The sequence below is a fragment of the Streptomyces sp. NPDC006296 genome (assembly GCF_040613235.1).
Classification (GTDB): domain Bacteria; phylum Actinomycetota; class Actinomycetes; order Streptomycetales; family Streptomycetaceae; genus Streptomyces.
In genome coordinates this window covers 69,676-86,810 of record NZ_JBEXRT010000033.1, presented here as the reverse complement: position 1 = coordinate 86,810, position 17,135 = coordinate 69,676, and the positions used below count along the sequence as shown (strand labels likewise).

Genomic DNA, 17,135 nt, shown 5'->3' with positions numbered 1-17,135 from the left:
GCCCCAGCGGCCCGCGCCCCGGGGCGGGGGGGGGGGGGGCGGGCCCCGCGGCGCGCGCCCCCCCCCCGGGGGGGGGGGGCGGCGCCGGGGCGGGCCCCCCCCCCACGCCGTGCCTATGGAGTTGTTCGGCCCGGGACACATCGGCCGGACCCGGCGAGGGGCGGCGGTCCGCGGGGAGGAATGGCTGACTCCCCCGCGGGCCGCGACGTTTCGCCGGCCGTCGGCCGATGTGTGCCCGGCACCGGACCCGGTGTCGCTGGAACGACGGGCGGCGTCACACACGCCGTTGCCCGCCAACTGATCTTCCGGGTCGGGATGGCCGGAAACGCTGGCTATGCGAGTCCGGCCACCAAGTCTGCTACGGACTTCCTGCGTCCGGTGTAGAACGGCACCTCTTCACGGACGTGCAACCGTGCCTCGGAGGCCCGCAGGTGGCGCATGAGGTCGACGATCCGGTACAGCTCGTCGGCCTCGAAGGCCAGGATCCACTCGTAGTCGCCGAGCGAGAAGGAGGCCACGGTGTTGGCCCGCACGTCGGGGTAGCCGCGGGCCATCTTGCCGTGGTCCGCGAGCATGCGGCGGCGGTCCTCGTCGGGCAGCAGGTACCAGTCGTAGCTGCGCACGAACGGGTACACACTGATGTAGTCGCGCGGCGTCTCGTCGGCCAGGAAGGCCGGCACGTGCGACTTGTTGAACTCGGCGGGGCGGTGCAGCGCCATGTTCGACCAGACCGGCTCCAGGGCACGGCCCAGCCGGGTGCGCCGGAAGAGGTTGTACGCCTCCTGGAGCTCGTCGGAGGTCTCCGCGTGCCACCAGATCATCAGGTCGGCGTCGGCCCGCAGACCGGACACGTCGTAGGTGCCCCGGACCGTGACGTCCTTGGCCGCGAGCTGGTCGAACAGCTCCTGGACCTCGTCGGCGTGACCGGCGCGGTCGAGCGGAAGGACGTCCTTCAGCCTGAAGACGGACCACAGGGTGTAACGGATGACCTCGTTCAGGTCCTTGGCCTTCTTGCCTGCGTTCGGAAGCTTCTCTGGCGCACTCATACGGCTATTGTCCCGCCTCGCTCCCGGTGCCCCGAACCCGGGTCGGCGTGTTGTCGATCTCCCCCGCGGCCGGGGGCGTCAGGTCCCCGAGGATCTCCTCCGCGGCCCGGTGCGCGCTCGCGACGCAGGCCGGGATCCCGACGCCGTCGTACACCGCCCCGCAGACCCGCAGGCCGGGCAGTCCGGCCACCGCGGTACGGATCCGGGACACCCGCCCGAGGTGGCCCACGGGGTACTGGGGCAGCCCGCCGATCCACCGGGTGACCTCGGTGTCCACGGGCCGGGCCGTCAGTCCGGCCGCCGAGGCGAGATCGGCCAGGGACGCGGCGACCAGTTCGGAGTCCTCGCGGTGCAGGTGCTCCTCCTCGCCGTAGCGGCCCACGGAGGTGCGCAGCACGAAGAGGTCGGGGGCGGCGTCGGCGACCCACTGCCACTTGTTGCTGGAGAAGGTGGCGGCCTTGACGGTGCGCCCGTCGACGGGCGGCACGAGAAAGCCCGAACGCCCCCGGAGCGCCTCGGTGTCCGCGACGTCGGCACGTCTGAAGGCCATGGTGACCAGGGCCATCGAGGCGTACTCCACCGCGGCGAGCTCGACGGACGCGGCCGGGCACTCCGCGGCGAGCAGGGTGGACGCGGACCAGGCCGGGGTGGCCAGCACGACGGCGTCGGCGGTGATCACCCGGCGGTCGGTGCGGACGTCCCAGCCCCGGCCGGCCCGGGTGAGGCCGAGCACCGGGGTCTCCGTGAGGATCTCGCCGCCGGCGGCCCGCACGGCGTCGGCCACGGCGCCCGGCAGGGTGCCGATGCCCCCCGCGATGCCCTGGAAGACCGGTCCCCTCTGGTGCCGGGCGGCGGCCCTCTCCTGGATGCGGAGGACGCCGTCGAGGAGCGAGCCGCCCTCCTTGACGGCCTCGAAGAGCTGGGGCACGGCCGCGCGCATGGAGATCCGGTAGGCGTCCCCGGCGTAGACCCCGCCGAGCAGCGGTTCCACGAGCCGGTCGACGACCTCGCGGCCGAGCCGGTCCGCGACGTAGCTGCCGACCGACACGTCCTCGCCGACGGCGGTCGGGGTCAGGTCGCGCTCCTGGGCGATCCGGGCCAGGCCCTCGGGCGAGAGCACCCCGCCGAGCGCCGCCGGGTCGCCCGGCACCCCCATCACGTGGCCCTTGGGCATGGGGCGGAGGGCGTCGCGGGTCCAGACCGACGCGGTGGCGGTCGCGGGCGGCCCCAGCCGGTCCCCGAGCCCGACGGCGGTGGCGAGTCCGACCGCCTCGGGGCGGCGCGCCAGCATCGACTCCGCGCCGAGGTCGACCCGGGTCCCGGCGATCTCGCCGGTCATCAGCTTGCCGCCGAGCCGCGCGGTCGCCTCCAGGAGGGTGACCCGGACACCGGAGGCCGACAGCCGGTGTGCGGCCGCGAGTCCGGCGATGCCGCCGCCGACGACGACGGCGTGGCGGGTGCGTGTGGTGTCGCGCTGAAGAGGACGCTGCATGACTCCACTCTCTCAAACCCCCTCCCCCGTCCCCGACGGGGCCGTTCGGAAAGCGCCGGTGGGCGGCCCGCGCCGCCCGCCGCCCGCCCTCGTGCGGAGCGCCCACGGCGACGGGGCGCACGGCGCCAAGTCGGCGGCGGGGAGGGGTCCGTGACGGCGGCTCGGCGACACCGCGCGCCCGCCGTGCCGTCCCCCGCCGCCGCGCCGCCGGGGGCGCTCCGCGGGCAGCGCGGTCCGCCGGGAGCGCCCCGGTCCGCGCGGGCGCCGTAGCGTGGGTCCCTGATCCTGCACACGGCGGCGAAGGGACCCGGCATGGCGGCGGAACGACTGGTGGTCGTCGGAGGCGACGCGACGGGCATGTCCGCGGCGTCGCAGGCCCGCAGGCTCAAGGGGCCCGAGGAGCTGGACATCGTCGCCTTCGAGCGCGGCGACTTCACGTCGTACTCCGCCTGCGGCATCCCGTACTGGGTGAGCGGTGACGTCGAGGAGCGCGACGCCCTCGTCGCGCGGACGCCCGAGGAGCACCGGGCCCGTTCCATCGATCTGCGCACCCGCACCGAGGTGACGGAGATCGACGTCGCCGGCCGCCGCGTGCGGGCGCGGGACCGCGACAGCGGCGAGACCTCCTGGACCGGCTACGACAAGCTGGTGATCGCCACCGGCGCCCGGCCGGTGCGCCCCGACCTGCCCGGCATCGACGCGCCGGGCGTCCACGGGGTGCAGACCCTGGGCGACGGCCAGGCGCTGCTGGACTCCCTCGACCGGGCCCCGGGGCGGAGGGCGGTCGTCGTCGGCGCGGGGTACATCGGCGTCGAGATGGCGGAGGCGATGCTCAAGCGCGGTTTCGAGGTCACGGTGCTCAACCGCGGTGCGCAGCCGATGGCGACGCTCGATCCGGACATGGGGCGGCTGGTCCACGAGGCGATGGACGGCATGGGCATCACGACGGTCAACGACGCCGCGGTCACCCGCATCGACACCGGCCGGGACGGCCGGGTCACGGCGGTCGCCACGGAGGACGGCAGCTGTCCGGCGGACGTGGTGGTGCTGGGCATCGGGGTGGAGCCGGAGACCTCCCTGGCCCGCGAGGCGGGCCTGCCGCTGGGTCCGCACGGCGGCCTCCTGACCGACCTGTCGATGCGGGTGACCGGACAGGAGGACATCTGGGCCGGAGGGGACTGCGTCGAGGTCCTGGACCTCGTCGCCGGCCGCACCCGGCACATCGCGCTCGGCACCCACGCGAACAAGCACGGCCAGATCATCGGAGCCAACGTCGGGGGCGGTTACGGCACGTTCCCGGGCGTTGTCGGTACGGCGGTGAGCAAGGTCTGCGACCTGGAGATCGCCAGGACCGGGCTGCGGGAGAAGGACGCGGCGGCGGTGGGCCTGCGCTACGTCACGGCGACGATCGAGTCGACCGGCCGGGCCGGCTACTACCCCGGCGCGAGGCCGATGACGGTGAAGATGATCGCGGAGTACGGCACCGGCCGGCTCCTGGGGGTGCAGATCGTCGGCCGCGACGGGGCGGCGAAGCGGGTGGACGTCGCGGCGGTGGCGCTCACCGCGGGGATGACGGTGGAGGCCATGACCGCCCTGGACCTGGGCTACGCCCCGCCGTTCTCCCCGGTCTGGGACCCGGTGCTGGTGGCCGCCCGCAAGGCCGTGTCGGCGGTGCGGGCGAGCCGGCGGTCCTGAGGCGTGCGGCGGCGTCCCGCCCTCCGGGGAGGGCGGCGCCGCACGCCCCGGACCTCAGCGGGCGGTCTGCCGGTGGACGTACTCCACCAGGCGCGTCAGGGCGTCCGGATCGGTGGACGGCATGACCCCGTGTCCGAGGTTGAAGATGTGGCCCTCCAGGCCGGCGGCGGCGTCCAGGACCTCGCGGGTCTTCGCCTCCACCGCCTCGGTCGGCGCGAAGAGCACCGCGGGATCGAGGTTGCCCTGGAGCGCCTTGCCGGGACCGACCCGGCGGGCTCCCTCGTCCATCGGGACGCGCCAGTCCACCCCGACGACGTCCGCGCCGGCCTCGCCCATCAGGCCGAGCAGCTCGCCGGTGCCGACGCCGAAGTGGATGCGCGGGACGCCGTAGGACGCGACGGCGTCGAAGACCTTCGTGGAGGCCGGCATCACCGAGCGGCGGTAGTCGGCCGGGGCGAGCGCGCCGACCCAGGAGTCGAAGAGCTGGACGGCGGAGGCGCCGGCCTCGATCTGGACCTTCAGGAACGCGCCGGTGATCTCCGCGAGCCGGTCGAGCAGGTCGGCCCACAGCTCCGGGTCGCCGTACATCAGGGCCTTGGTGCGCTCGTGGTTGCGGGACGGGCCGCCCTCCACGAGGTAGCTGGCGAGGGTGAAGGGGGCGCCGGCGAATCCGATCAGCGGGGTCGCGCCGAGCTCGGCGGTGAGCATCCCGATGGCCTCGGTGACGTAGGTGACGTCCTCGGGCGTGAGGTCGCGGAGCCGCGCGAGGTCGGCGCGGGTCCGGACGGGTTCGGCGATCACCGGGCCGACGCCGGGCTTGATGTCGAGGTCGATGCCGATGGCCTTCAGCGGTACGACGATGTCGCTGAAGTAGATCGCGGCGTCGACCTTGTGCCGGCGTACCGGCTGCAGCGTGATCTCGGTGACCAGCTCCGGCATCATGCAGGAGTCGAGCATCGCGATGCCCTCGCGGACCTTCAGGTACTCGGGCAGCGAGCGCCCGGCCTGCCGCATGAACCAGACGGGGGTGTGCGGCACCGGCTCGCGGCGGCACGCCTTGAGGAAGGCCGATTCACGGGTGGCGGGGGGCGTCCGCAGGTCCGCGGACGGGCCCTCCCCCGATCGGTCGGAGCTGAGCTCTTGGGGAAGGTCGTTGGCACTCACGCACAGAATCTTCGCACGGAGCGGCGATGAAGCCGGACGTCGCACGGGTGTCCTTCCCTGCACGACGCTCCGGTTCCGCCTACTCTTCCCCGCATGGCTCCGGCTCAGGGACAATTTTCCGATCATTCCGATGGCACCGACAGTGAGGAGGGTGCGGACGGCGACGGCGTCCCGCTCGCGTTCCGGTCGGCGGTCGACGCGCTGCGTTCCGCCCGGCTGCGCCCCGAACTGGAGGTCGAGCCCACACGGCCGCCGCAGCGGCTCGCCCCGCACGCGTACGCCCTGGAGGCCGCGGTGGTGGACGGCGAGGAGGACCTCGCCGACGGCCGCCTGGTCCTGCTGCACGACCCGTCCGGTCACGACGCCTGGCAGGGCACGTTCCGGCTGGTGACGCTCGTGCGGGCGGAGCTCGAACCGGAGATGGCGGCCGATCCGCTGCTGCCCGAGGTGTGCTGGTCCTGGCTCACCGGGGCGCTGGACGCGCGGGGCCTCTCCTACGGGGAGGCGGGCGGGACGGTGACGCGGGCGGGCTCGCACTACTTCGGGGCGCTCTCCGCGCGGCGCCCGGCGACGCAGATCGAGATCCGGGCCTCGTGGACCCCGCGCGAGGGGCGCGGCGGCGTGCCGGACATGGCGGCGCACCTGGTCGCCTGGGGCGATCTGCTCTGCCAGCTCGCCGGGCTGCCGCCGTCGGGGACGGCCGAGGCGGCGGTGGTCAGCCTGCCCCAGCGGCGCGGTCCGCAGGTCTCATAACGCTGCGTCACCTCGGGAGAGAGCCGGTCGCACAAGGGCCGGCTCTCTTTTCGTACAATCGATCGCCCGTCCTATTTGCCCGAATTGTTACTCACTAGATCGTGATCTTCCCCTAAAGGAGGACGCACCTGCTGCCGAAGAGGTCAATGACCCTTCAAGCATGGTTCGCCCCGGCTTCACCCCCGAGCCGACCCGTCCCGCCACTCCCCAGGAGGCCTGGTGTCCGTTCTCCTCGAGCAGCCCGCAAGCCTGGTCGCCTACCGCCCGAACAAGCCGACGGCCATGGTCGTCGTGGCCGACCCCCGCGTCCGTTCCACCGTCACCCGCCATCTGTGGGCCCTCGGGGTACGTGACGTCATCGAGGCGTCGTCCATCGCGGAGGCCCGCCCCCGCGTCGGCAACCCGCGCGACATCTGCGTTGCCGACGTCCACCTGCCCGACGGTTCCGGGCTGACCCTGCTGTCCGAGACCCGGGCCGCCGGCTGGCCGAACGGCCTCGCCCTCTCCGCCGCCGACGACATCGGCGCGGTGCGCAACGCCCTCGCGGGCGGAGTGAAGGGCTACGTCGTCACCGGCACCCGCACCAACATCGGCCACCCCGCCCGCCCCGGCATGGCCCCGATCGGAGCCAACGCCGCCCGCATGCACCGCAGGCCCCCCGGCTCCCCGAGCCACCCGGGCGGCTACCGCGAACTGTCCGGCCGCGAGGTGGAGGTGCTCCGCCTGGTCGCCGAGGGCCAGTCCAACAAGGCCATCGGCGTCTCGATGGGCCTCTCCGCCCTCACGGTCAAGAGCCACCTCGCCCGCATCGCCCGCAAGCTCGGCACCGGGGACCGCGCCGGAATGGTCGCCGTGGCCCTGCGTACGGGCATCATCCACTGAGCCCCGCACCACGCCGGCCCCCGCACGGAGGCACAACCGGCCGGTTTACGCGCATGGACGCCCGTCGGCGGATCGTTCCGTCGACGGGCGACGCGTTCGCACAGATACCCTTGGCATGTGACCGACGCCCAAGAGACCGCAGCAGACACATCACTGCGAACCACCGGGGGCGCTCCCCCGGACGACGTCGCCCCGGCGCCGATCCCCTTGCTCGAACCGCGCGAGGGCATCCCCCCGGTGGTGGCGACCGATGACGCGCTGGCCCGGGTGGTGGCGGATTTCGCCGCCGGCACCGGCCCCGTCGCCGTCGACGCGGAGCGCGCCTCGGGTTACCGCTACGGGCAGCGCGCCTATCTGGTGCAGCTGCGCCGCGAGGGTGCGGGCAGTGCGCTGATCGACCCGGTCGGCTGCCCGGACCTGTCCGCGCTCGGTGAGGCACTCGGCGGCAGCGAGTGGATCCTGCACGCGGCCACCCAGGACCTTCCCTGCCTGCGCGACATAGGCATGACGCCGACCTCGCTCTTCGACACGGAGCTCGCCGGACGGCTGGCGGGGTTCCCGCGCGTCGGGCTCGGCGCCATCGTCGAGAACGTCCTCGGCTACGCCCTGGAGAAGGGCCACTCCGCGGTCGACTGGTCCACCCGCCCCCTTCCGGACCCCTGGCTGCGCTACGCCGCGCTCGACGTGGAGCTGCTGGTGGACCTGCGCAACGCCCTGGAGGAGGAGCTGGACCGGCAGGGCAAGCTGGAGTGGGCGCTGGAGGAGTTCGCCGCGATCGCCTCGGCGCCCCCCGCTCCCCCGCGCAAGGACCCGTGGCGCCGGACCTCCGGCATGCACAAGGTGCGACGCCGCCGCCAGATCGCGGTCGTACGCGAGCTGTGGACCGCGCGGGACCAGGTCGCCCAGCGCCGTGACATCTCGCCCGGCAAGGTGCTCGGCGACGCCGCGATCATCGAGGCGGCGCTGGCCCTCCCGGCGAACGTGCAGGCGCTCACGGCTCTGCCCGGGTTCGGGCACCGCATGGGGCGCCGCCAGCTGGAGCAGTGGCAGGCGGCCGTCGACCGGGCGAGGCAGCTGCCCGAGTCCGAGCTGCCCCAGCCCGGCCAGCAGCCGGCCGGTCCTCCGCCGCCCCGCTCCTGGGCGGACAAGGACCCGGCCGCCGCAGCCCGGCTGTCCGCGGCCCGCACCGCCGTGTCGGAGCTCGCCGAGCGGCTGCACATGCCGCAGGAGAACCTGATCACGCCCGACACCGTGCGCCGGGTCTGCTGGGAGCCGCCCAAGGTCCTGACGCCGGAGTCGGTCGAGACCGCGCTGGCCGGGCACGGTGCCCGGCACTGGCAGATCGAGCAGGTCGGCCCGCTGCTGCTGAGCGCCCTGGGCACCGACGCCTGACGCCGGCCGCCCTCGGACACGTGTACGCCCCCCTGCGACGGAGCGATCCGGCAGGGGGGCTCACGCGTGTCGGGACCCCGCGGTGGGCCGTCCCGTCCTGGAGGATCGAATTCACGCCAGTTACCCGGTCCCACCGGGCCGCCGGCGGCGCCCCCGCGCGTGTGACGTTCGCCGCTCCGGCGACGGGGGGTGGGCAGTCTGGTTACCCGCAAGTAGCATGAGGGGCGTGGCGTGCCGATGCGCGCGTCCGCAGCAGTGCCATCCCGCACCCTGGAGGAGAGCCACCGTGCCTCGTACCATCCGGGACGTCGTCTTCGTCGACGGCGTCCGCACCCCGTTCGGCAAAGCGGGCCCGAAGGGCATCTACCACGAGACCCGCGCCGACGATCTCGTCGTGAAGGCCATCCGGGAGCTGCTGCGCCGCAACCCGGACCTGGACCCCGCGAAGATCGACGAGGTCGCCATCGCCGCGACCACCCAGATCGGCGACCAGGGCCTCACCCTCGGGCGCACCGCCGCCATCCTGGCCGGTCTGCCGCAGTCGGTCCCCGGCTACTCCATCGACCGCATGTGTGCGGGCGCCCTGACCGCGGTGACCTCGACGGCCGGCTCCATCGCCTTCGGCGCGTACGACGTCGTCATCGCCGGCGGGGTCGAGCACATGGGCCGCCACCCGATGGGCGAGAGCGTGGACCCCAACCCGCGCCTGGTCTCGGAGAAGCTGGTCGACGAGTCCGCTCTGTTCATGGGCATGACCGCGGAGAACCTGCACGACCGGTACCCCTCGATCACCAAGGAGCGCGCCGACGCGTACGCGGTCCGCTCGCAGGAGAAGGCCGCCAAGGCCTACGCCGACGGCGCGATCCAGCAGGACCTGGTACCGGTCTCGGTGCGCCGCACCAACGCCGAGGCGGGCGAGACGGGCTGGGGCCTGGTCACCGCCGACGAGCCGATGCGCCCCGGCACCACGCTGGAGTCGCTGGCCGGTCTGAAGACCCCGTTCCGCGCCCACGGCCGCGTGACGGCCGGCAACGCCGCCGGGCTCAACGACGGCGCCACCGCGTCGCTGCTCGCGTCCGAGGAGACGGCCCGCGAGCTGGGCCTCCCGGTCAAGATGCGCCTGGTGTCCTACGCCTTCGCGGGCGTCGAGCCGGAGGTCATGGGCTACGGCCCGATCCCGGCGACGGAGAAGGCCCTGGCCAAGGCCGGCCTCTCCATCGACGACATCGGTCTCTTCGAGATCAACGAGGCCTTCGCCGTGCAGGTGCTCGCCTTCCTGGAGCACTACGGCATCGCCGACGACGACCGGCGCGTCAACCAGTACGGCGGCGCGATCGCCTACGGCCACCCGCTCGCCTCCTCGGGCGTGCGCCTGATGACCCAGCTGGCCCGGCAGTTCGAGCAGCAGCCCGAGGTCCGCTACGGCCTGACCACCATGTGCGTCGGCTTCGGCATGGGCGCGACGGTCGTCTGGGAGAACCCGCACTTCGAGAACGCCGGAGGCAACAAGTGAGCTCCACCACCGAGCTTCTGAAGGGCGCGGCCGAGCTGTTCCCCGGCGAGGTCGTCACGCAGGCGCACGTACGCCACCTCGACCTGCCGGGCGGTGCGGGCCGTTTCGCGCTCATCACCCTGGACAACGGCTTCGACCACACCAAGCCGACCACCATCGGCCCGCAGTCGCTGGCGAACCTGAACGCCGCCGTCGACCAGGTCGAGAAGGAGGCCGCCGAGGGCGCGATCACCGGGGTCGGGGTGACCGGCAAGCCGTTCATCTTCGCGGTCGGCGCGGACCTCAAGGGCGTCGAGCTCCTCAAGGAGCACAGCGACGCACTGGCCATCGGCAAGGGCGGCCACGACGTCTTCCGCCGCCTGTCCGGCCTCGCGGTCCCGACGTTCGCGTACTACAACGGCGCGGCCATGGGCGGTGGCGTCGAGATCGGGCTGCACTGCTCGTACCGCACGGTCTCCAGCGCGCTGCCGGCGTTCTCGCTGCCCGAGGTCTTCCTCGGCCTGGTCCCCGGCTGGGGCGGCTGCGCACTGCTGCCCAACCTGATCGGCGCGGACCGCGCGGTCTCGGTGATCATCGAGAACTCGCTGAACCAGAACCGCCAGCTCAAGGGCAAGCAGGTCTACGAGCTCGGGATCGCCGACGCGATCTTCGAGGGCGCGGACTTCCTGGAGCAGTCGCTGATCTGGACCGCGTCCGTCCTCAAGGGCGAGATCGCCGTGGAGCGGCCCGAGGTCGACCGCGGCGACGCCTGGGACCAGGCCGTCGCGCGCGGCAGGGCGATCGCCGACTCCAAGGTGCACGGCGCGGCCCCGGCCGCCTACCGCGCGCTGGAGATCATCGCCGCGGCGAAGAGCGGCGACCTGGGCGCCGGGTTCGACGCCGAGGACCAGGCCCTCGCGGACCTGATCATGGGCGGTGAGCTGCGGTCCGGGATCTACTCCTTCAACCTGGTCCAGAAGCGCGCCAAGCGTCCCGCCGGCGCTCCGGACAAGGCCCTGGCCCGTCCGGTCACCAAGGTCGGCGTGGTGGGCGCGGGCCTGATGGCCAGCCAGCTCGCCCTGCTCTTCCTGCGCCGACTGGAGGTCCCGGTCGTCCTGACGGACATCGACCAGGCGCGCGTCGACAAGGGGGTGGGCTACGTCCACGCCGAGATCGAGAAGCTCCTCGGCAAGGGCCGGATCAACCAGGACAAGGCCAACCGCCTCAAGGCGCTGGTCTCGGGTGTGCTGGACAAGGCGGAGGGCTTCTCCGACGCCGACTTCATCATCGAGGCCGTCTTCGAGGAGATCGGCGTCAAGCAGAAGGTGTTCGCGGAGGTGGAGGCGGTCGCCCCGGCGCACGCGATCCTCGCCACGAACACCTCGTCCCTCTCGGTGACCGAGATGGCGTCGAAGCTGAAGAACCCCGAGCGGGTCGTCGGCTTCCACTTCTTCAACCCGGTGGCGGTCCTCCCGCTCCTGGAGATCGTCCGCGGCGAGCTGACCGACGACGCCTCGCTGGCCACGGCCTTCGGCGTCGCCCGCAAGCTGAAGAAGACCGCGGTGCTGGTGAAGGACGCGCCGGCGTTCGTCGTCAACCGGATCCTGACCCGTTTCATGGGCGAGATCCAGAACATCATCGACGAGGGCACCCCGGTCGGGACGGCGGAGAAGGCCATCGAGCCGCTCGGCCTGCCGATGTCCCCGCTGGTGCTGCTGGAGCTGGTCGGCCCGGCCATCGGCCTGCACGTGTCGGAGACCCTGAACCGCGCGTTCCCGGACCGCTTCACGGTCTCCGAGAACCTCGCGGCGGTCGTCGGGGCCGGCAAGCGCGGCTTCTACGTCTACGACTCCGGCAAGCCGGAGCTGGACCCCGAGGTGGCCGCCCTTCTCCGGCAGGGCGACTCCGTGCTGTCCGAGGAGCAGGTCCGCGACCGCGTCCTGGACGCGGTGGCGCAGGAGATCGGCCTGATGCTCGCCGAGGGCGTCGTCGCCGAGCCCCAGGACATCGACCTCTGCCTGATCACCGGCGCGGGCTGGCCCTTCCACCTGGGCGGCATCACCCCGTACCTGGACCGTGAGGGCGTCTCCGAGCGGGTCAACGGCAAGCCGTTCCTGGCGCAGGGCGTGGCCAGCGTCCCGGCGTAGCGCGCGAGCCGCACAGGGGCCGCACGGGCAGTCGCCCGTACGGCCCCTGTGTGCGTCGGCGGCCCGGCCGGGACGCGGGCGCCCCCGGAGCGGATCCGGCCCGCACGAATAGCTCCAGCACTCGTACGCATGATCGACGCACTGTCTATAGTGCTACGCACCACCCATGTCGGACCGGCTCCTCCCCCCACCCGGGTCCAACCCGTCTACCGCCCCAACGGGCCGCGAGATCAAGGGACTCGAACAGGATGAGTGACGACGCCATGCCTCCGGGCCGACGCGCATCGCACCGTGGCGGACCGGCTCCGCGGGGCCGCAGGAAGGAACGCGGGCGCCACCGCGGGCTGAAGATCACCTTCCTCGTGCTCCTCGTGCTGCTGCTGGCGGGCGGCGGTGGCGCGTACTGGATGTACCAGGACCTCGACCGGAACATCACGGGCGTCGACATCGACAAGGCGCTCGGCGGGGACCGCCCCGAGAAGCTCCCCACCACCGGACAGAACCTGCTCGTCCTCGGCTCCGACTCGCGCGCCGGGGCGGAGAACCAGGAGCTGGGCGGGGGCGGTGCGGTCGGCGGGGCGCGCTCCGACACCGCACTGGTGGTGCACATACCCGAGGGCCGCTCCGGGGCCGTCGCCGTGTCCGTCCCGCGCGACACCCTGGTGACCCGGCCCGAGTGCACCGCGGCGGACGGTTCGACGCGGGCGTCCGCCGAGCGGGTCATGTTCAACTCCGTCTACTCGCAGGTCGGTCCGGCCTGTGTGGTGAAGACGGTCGAGAAGATGTCCGGGGTCCGGATCGACCATTACCTGGAGATCGACTTCGCCGGGTTCAAGGAGCTGGTCGACGCGATCGGCGGCGTCACCGTGACCGTGGAGGAGCCCATCCGGGACCCGGCGTCCGGCCTGGACCTGGCCGCCGGCACGCACCGGCTCGACGGCGACCGGTCCCTCGCCTTCGTCCGCACCCGGCACGGCGTCGGGGACGGCAGCGACCTCGGCCGCATCGGACTCCAGCAGCAGTTCCTGCTCGCCCTGCTGACCGAGATCAAGTCGCAGGACCTGCTGGGCAGTCCGGCGACGACGTACCGGATCGCCCGGTCCGCGACCGAGTCGCTGACGACGGACGAGGGGCTGGCCTCGCTGACCTCGCTCAGCCGGTTCGCCCGCTCGATGAACGGCGTCGACCCCTCCACCATGGAGACGGTCATGCTGCCGGTCGCCTACGACCGGCAGGACCCGAACCGGGTGGTGGCCGCGGAGCCGCAGGCCGGCACCCTCTGGAAGGCGATCCGCTCGGACGGCACGATCCCCGAGTCCGCCAAGAGGTCACCGGCCACCGGCGGCTGACGCCCCGCTCCGGTGACGGCGGCGGAGGCGGAGGCGGTCCGGGCGCCGGGCCGCCTCCGTGGCTCAGGAGCCCTTCGTCATACGGCTGTTGCGGCGCCCGTACGCGAAGTACACGAGGGCGCCGAGCGCCATCCAGATCCCGAACCTGAGCCAGGTCTCCGCGGGCAGGTTCAGCATCAGCCAGACCGAGGCCGCCACCGAGAGGACCGGCAGCAGCGGCACCCACGGGGTGCGGAAGGCGCGGTGCAGGTCCGGGCGGGTGCGGCGCAGCACGATCACGCCGGCGGCGACGAGCACGAACGCGAAGAGCGTGCCGATGTTCACCAGGGTCGCGAGCTCGTTGATGCTCGTGAACCCGGCGACGATCGCGATGAGCACGCCGAGCAGCACGGTCGGGCGGTACGGGGTGCCGTACCGCGGGTGGGTCCGCGAGAAGAACCTCGGCAGCAGCCCGTCGCGGCTCATCGCGAAGAACACCCGGGTCTGGCCGAGCAGCAGGATCATGCAGACCGTGGTGAGGCCGACGGCGGCGCCGAAGCTGATGACGCCCGCGTAGAAGGGGTGTCCGACGGCCTTGAAGGCGTCGGCGAGCGGGGCGCTGACCGAGAGCTCCGCGTAGGGCTGCATCCCGGTGACGACGACGGAGACGGCGACGTAGAGCAGGGTGCAGATGACCAGTGAGGCCAGGATGCCGCGCGGCATGTCGCGCTGCGGGAACTTCGTCTCCTCGGCGGCGGTGGCCACGACGTCGAAGCCGATGAAGGCGAAGAAGACGATGGACGCGGCGGTGAAGACGCCCATGACGCCGAAGTTCGTCGGTGCGTAGCCGAAGAGCAGCTGGATCAGCGGGGCGCCGAGACCCGATCCGCCCTCCTGCTTCTGGGCCGGGGGGACGAAGGGCGTGTAGTTGGCCGCCTTGACGAAGAACAGGCCGGCGATGACGACGATCGCCACGACGGCCAGTTTGACGGCGACGACCACCGTGGTCACCCGGGCGGAGAGCTTCATCCCGAGGACCAGGACGACCGTCAGGACCAGGACCAGGGCGGACGCCAGGACGTCGAAGCCGAAGCCGCTCGCCACGTCGGGGCCGGACAGCACCGCGGGCATCGTCCAGCCGATGTTGTCCATCAGCGAGCGGACGTAGCCGGACCAGCCGACCGCCACGACCGCGGTGCCCAGGGCGAACTCCAGCACCAGGTCCCAGCCGATGATCCAGGCGACCAGTTCGCCCAGGGAGGCGTACGAGAAGGTGTACGCGGATCCGGCGACCGGGACGGTCGAGGCGAATTCGGCGTAGCAGAGCGCCGCGAGCGCGCAGACCACGCCCGCCACGACGAAGGCGAGGGCGGTGGCCGGGCCTGCCGTCTCCTTGGCGACCTTGCCCGTGAGGACGAAGATGCCGGTCCCGATGATGACGCCCACCCCGAAGACCGTGAGGTCCAGCGCGGAGAGGGACTTCTTCAGGGCGTGCTCGGGTTCCTCCGTGTCGCGGATGGACTGCTCGACCGTCTTGGTCCGGAACAGCCCGTCCCCACGGGGTGGCATGTCCTGCTGGGTGCTCACCGGCGTACCTCCACGCACTCGTCGTGCACGCCATGATTCGGACCCGGCAGCCACAGGATGCAGCGGTTCGCACCTTGTGCCCCGTTTTCACGCGAATGGGCCGGTCGCACCACCCGGGCGGGGTGGGCGGCCGGCCCGTGGCCGTGCGCGCGGAACGGCGGGGATCAGTCCCGGGCGGGCTCCGCGACGCGGCTCCCGTACCGGCCGTCGAGCTTCGCGACCAGGCCGGTGACCTGGCGGGCGATGTCCGGTGCGGTGAGCCCGATCTCGGCCATGACCTCGGCGCGCGAGGCGTGGTCGAGGAACACCGGCGGGATGCCGAAGTCGCGCAGCGGCACGTCGACACCGGCGTCCCGCAGCGCCTGGGCGACGGCGGAGCCGACACCGCCGGCCCTGCTGTTGTCCTCGACGGTCACGACGACCCGGTGCTCGGCCGCGAGCGGGGCGAGCGCCTCGTCGACCGGCTTGACCCAGCGGGGGTCGACCACGGTCGTGGAGATGCCCTGGGCGTCGAGCAGGGAGGCGATCTCCAGGCACATCGGGGCGAGGGCGCCGACGGAGACCAGCAGGACGTCCGGCTCGTCCGTCTCCGGGGAGCGGAGCACGTCCATGCCTCCCACCGTGCCGACCGCCTTGACCGCGGGGCCGACGGCGCCCTTGGAGAAGCGGACGACGGTGGGTGCGTCGTCCACCTCGACGGCCTCGCGCAGCTGGACGCGGACCTGGTCGGCGTCGCGCGGGGCGGCGATGCGCAGGGTCGGCACGCACTGCAGGATCGACATGTCCCACATGCCGTTGTGCGAGGCGCCGTCCGTGCCGGTGACGCCGGCCCGGTCCAGGACGAAGGTGACGCCGCACCGGTGCAGGGCCACGTCCATCAGGACCTGGTCGAAGGCGCGGTTCAGGAAGGTCGCGTACACCGCGAAGACGGGGTGCAGTCCGCCGGTGGCGAGGCCGGCCGCGGAGACCGCGCCGTGCTGCTCGGCGATCCCGACGTCGTAGATCCGGTCCGGGAAGGCCTCCTCGAACCGGCCGAGGCCGACGGGCTGGAGCATGGCGGCCGTGATGGCCACGATGTCCTCGCGCTCCTGGCCGAGCTTGACCATCTCCTCGCCGAAGACCGACGTCCAGTCGAGTCCGGAGGTGGAGATCGGCAGGCCGGTGTCCGGGTGGATCTTGCCGACCGCGTGGAAGCGGTCCGCCTCGTCCTGGAGGGCGGGGGTGTAGCCGCGGCCCTTCTCGGTGAGGCAGTGCACGATGACCGGGCCGCCGAAGCGCTTGGCACGCTGGAGGGCGGACTCCAGGGCCTCGATGTCGTGGCCGTCGATCGGGCCGACGTACTTCAGGCCGAGATCCTCGAACATGCCCTGCGGGGCGATGAAGTCCTTGAGGCCCTTCTTGGCGCCGTGCAGGGTCTCGTAGAGCGGCCTGCCGACGACGGGCGTGCGCTCCAGGAAGTCCTTGCCGCGGGCCAGGAAGCGCTCGTAGCCGTCGGTGGTGCGGAGGGTGGCGAGGTGGTTCGCGAGGCCGCCGATGGTCGGGGCGTACGAGCGCTCGTTGTCGTTGACGACGATGACGAGGGGCCGGTCCTTGGCGGCGGCGATGTTGTTCAGCGCCTCCCAGGCCATACCGCCGGTGAGCGCGCCGTCCCCGATGACCGCGACGACGTGGTCGTCCTTCTTCAGCACCTCGTTGGCCTTGGCGAGGCCGTCGGCCCAGCCGAGCACCGTCGAGGCGTGCGAGTTCTCGATGACGTCGTGCTCGGACTCGGCGCGGGACGGGTAGCCGGAGAGGCCGCCCTTGCTCTTGAGCCGGGAGAAGTCCTGCCGGCCGGTGAGCAGCTTGTGCACGTAGCTCTGGTGGCCGGTGTCGAAGAGGACCTTGTCCTGCGGGGACTCGAAGACCCGGTGCAGGGCGATGGTCAGCTCGACCACGCCGAGGTTCGGGCCGAGGTGGCCGCCGGTCTTGGACACCTCCTCGACGAGGAAGGTACGGATCTCCCCGGCGAGCTGGTCCAGCTGCTCGGAGTCGAGCCGGTCCAGGTCGCGCGGTCCCCTGATGCGGGTCAGCAGATCCACCCGTGCCTCCTTGCGTGTGAGCTGGTCGAGCGTGTCGATCCGATGAGTCTAATGTTCCGCCGGCGGCCCGGGGCGTCGG

The 17,135-nt window shown here is 72.7% G+C and carries 12 protein-coding genes; 7 read left to right on the top strand and 5 right to left on the bottom strand.

All coding sequences use genetic code 11. From position 1 onward, the window contains the following. Positions 1-332 precede the first annotated feature (332 nt). A complete protein-coding gene (gene hemQ, locus ABZ172_RS22305; protein WP_356885616.1) occupies positions 333-1,046 on the bottom strand; it encodes a hydrogen peroxide-dependent heme synthase in 714 nt (237 codons plus the stop codon). A gap of 4 nt (positions 1,047-1,050) precedes the next feature. Next, positions 1,051-2,538 (bottom strand): protoporphyrinogen oxidase, encoded by a 1,488-nt coding sequence (gene hemG / locus ABZ172_RS22300; RefSeq protein ID WP_356885614.1) that lies wholly within the window; start codon positions 2,536-2,538, stop codon positions 1,051-1,053. A 312-nt stretch (positions 2,539-2,850) separates the two neighbouring features. Between hemG and ABZ172_RS22295 the strand changes: the two genes are divergently transcribed. Further along, positions 2,851-4,233 carry an FAD-dependent oxidoreductase gene (locus ABZ172_RS22295; protein ID WP_356885612.1) on the top strand — a complete coding sequence of 461 codons (1,383 nt, stop codon included), beginning with the start codon at positions 2,851-2,853 and terminating at the stop codon, positions 4,231-4,233. 54 nt (positions 4,234-4,287) lie between these two features. Here the strand turns inward: ABZ172_RS22295 and hemE are convergent, their stop codons facing one another. After that, complete coding sequence (gene hemE / locus ABZ172_RS22290; protein ID WP_356885624.1) at positions 4,288-5,331, bottom strand: uroporphyrinogen decarboxylase; 1,044 nt, start codon at positions 5,329-5,331, stop codon at positions 4,288-4,290. Positions 5,332-5,490: 159 nt separating this feature from the next. On the opposite strand from hemE, the gene ABZ172_RS22285 reads away from it, so the two are divergent. The 6 genes from ABZ172_RS22285 to ABZ172_RS22260 all read left to right on the top strand — a co-directional run bounded on the left by ABZ172_RS22285 (position 5,491) and on the right by ABZ172_RS22260 (position 13,412). After that, the gene (locus tag ABZ172_RS22285; protein ID WP_356885610.1) at positions 5,491-6,150 is read left to right on the top strand and encodes a DUF3000 domain-containing protein; all 660 of its coding nucleotides are present in this window, start codon (positions 5,491-5,493) and stop codon (positions 6,148-6,150) included. 219 nt (positions 6,151-6,369) lie between these two features. Then, positions 6,370-7,032, top strand: a complete 663-nt coding sequence (locus tag ABZ172_RS22280) for a response regulator transcription factor (protein WP_356885608.1) — start codon at positions 6,370-6,372, stop codon at positions 7,030-7,032. A gap of 117 nt (positions 7,033-7,149) precedes the next feature. Further along, positions 7,150-8,424 (top strand): ribonuclease D, encoded by a 1,275-nt coding sequence (locus ABZ172_RS22275; RefSeq protein ID WP_356885606.1) that lies wholly within the window; start codon positions 7,150-7,152, stop codon positions 8,422-8,424. 286 nt (positions 8,425-8,710) lie between these two features. Continuing rightward, entirely contained in the window at positions 8,711-9,937 is a 1,227-nt protein-coding gene (locus ABZ172_RS22270) for an acetyl-CoA C-acyltransferase (protein WP_356885604.1), read from the top strand. After that, entirely contained in the window at positions 9,934-12,063 is a 2,130-nt protein-coding gene (locus ABZ172_RS22265; RefSeq protein ID WP_356885602.1) for a 3-hydroxyacyl-CoA dehydrogenase NAD-binding domain-containing protein, read from the top strand. Before ABZ172_RS22270 ends, ABZ172_RS22265 begins: the two co-directional genes overlap by 4 nt. Positions 12,064-12,311: 248 nt before the next feature. Then, positions 12,312-13,412: an LCP family protein gene (locus ABZ172_RS22260; protein WP_356885600.1), complete on the top strand. Its 1,101-nt coding sequence runs from the start codon at positions 12,312-12,314 to the stop codon at positions 13,410-13,412. Between the two features lie 63 nt (positions 13,413-13,475). Here ABZ172_RS22260 and ABZ172_RS22255 read toward each other — a convergent pair whose 3' ends face one another. Both ABZ172_RS22255 and dxs read right to left on the bottom strand, forming a co-directional pair. Further along, positions 13,476-14,978, bottom strand: a complete 1,503-nt coding sequence (locus ABZ172_RS22255; protein WP_356885598.1) for an amino acid permease — start codon at positions 14,976-14,978, stop codon at positions 13,476-13,478. Between the two features lie 164 nt (positions 14,979-15,142). Next, complete coding sequence (gene dxs, locus ABZ172_RS22250) at positions 15,143-17,056, bottom strand: 1-deoxy-D-xylulose-5-phosphate synthase (protein WP_356885596.1); 1,914 nt, start codon at positions 17,054-17,056, stop codon at positions 15,143-15,145. Positions 17,057-17,135 lie beyond the last annotated feature (79 nt).

Bases quoted from the DNA above. Each gene is read 5' to 3' on its own strand.
- hemQ (WP_356885616.1), bottom strand. From the start codon at position 1,046: ATGAGTGCGCCAGAGAAGCTTCCGAACGCAGGCAAGAAGGCCAAGGAC.
- ABZ172_RS22285 (WP_356885610.1), top strand. From the start codon at position 5,491: ATGGCTCCGGCTCAGGGACAATTTTCCGATCATTCCGATGGCACCGAC.
- ABZ172_RS22260 (WP_356885600.1), top strand. From the start codon at position 12,312: ATGAGTGACGACGCCATGCCTCCGGGCCGACGCGCATCGCACCGTGGC.
- hemG (WP_356885614.1), bottom strand. From the start codon at position 2,538: ATGCAGCGTCCTCTTCAGCGCGACACCACACGCACCCGCCACGCCGTC.
- ABZ172_RS22295 (WP_356885612.1), top strand. From the start codon at position 2,851: ATGGCGGCGGAACGACTGGTGGTCGTCGGAGGCGACGCGACGGGCATG.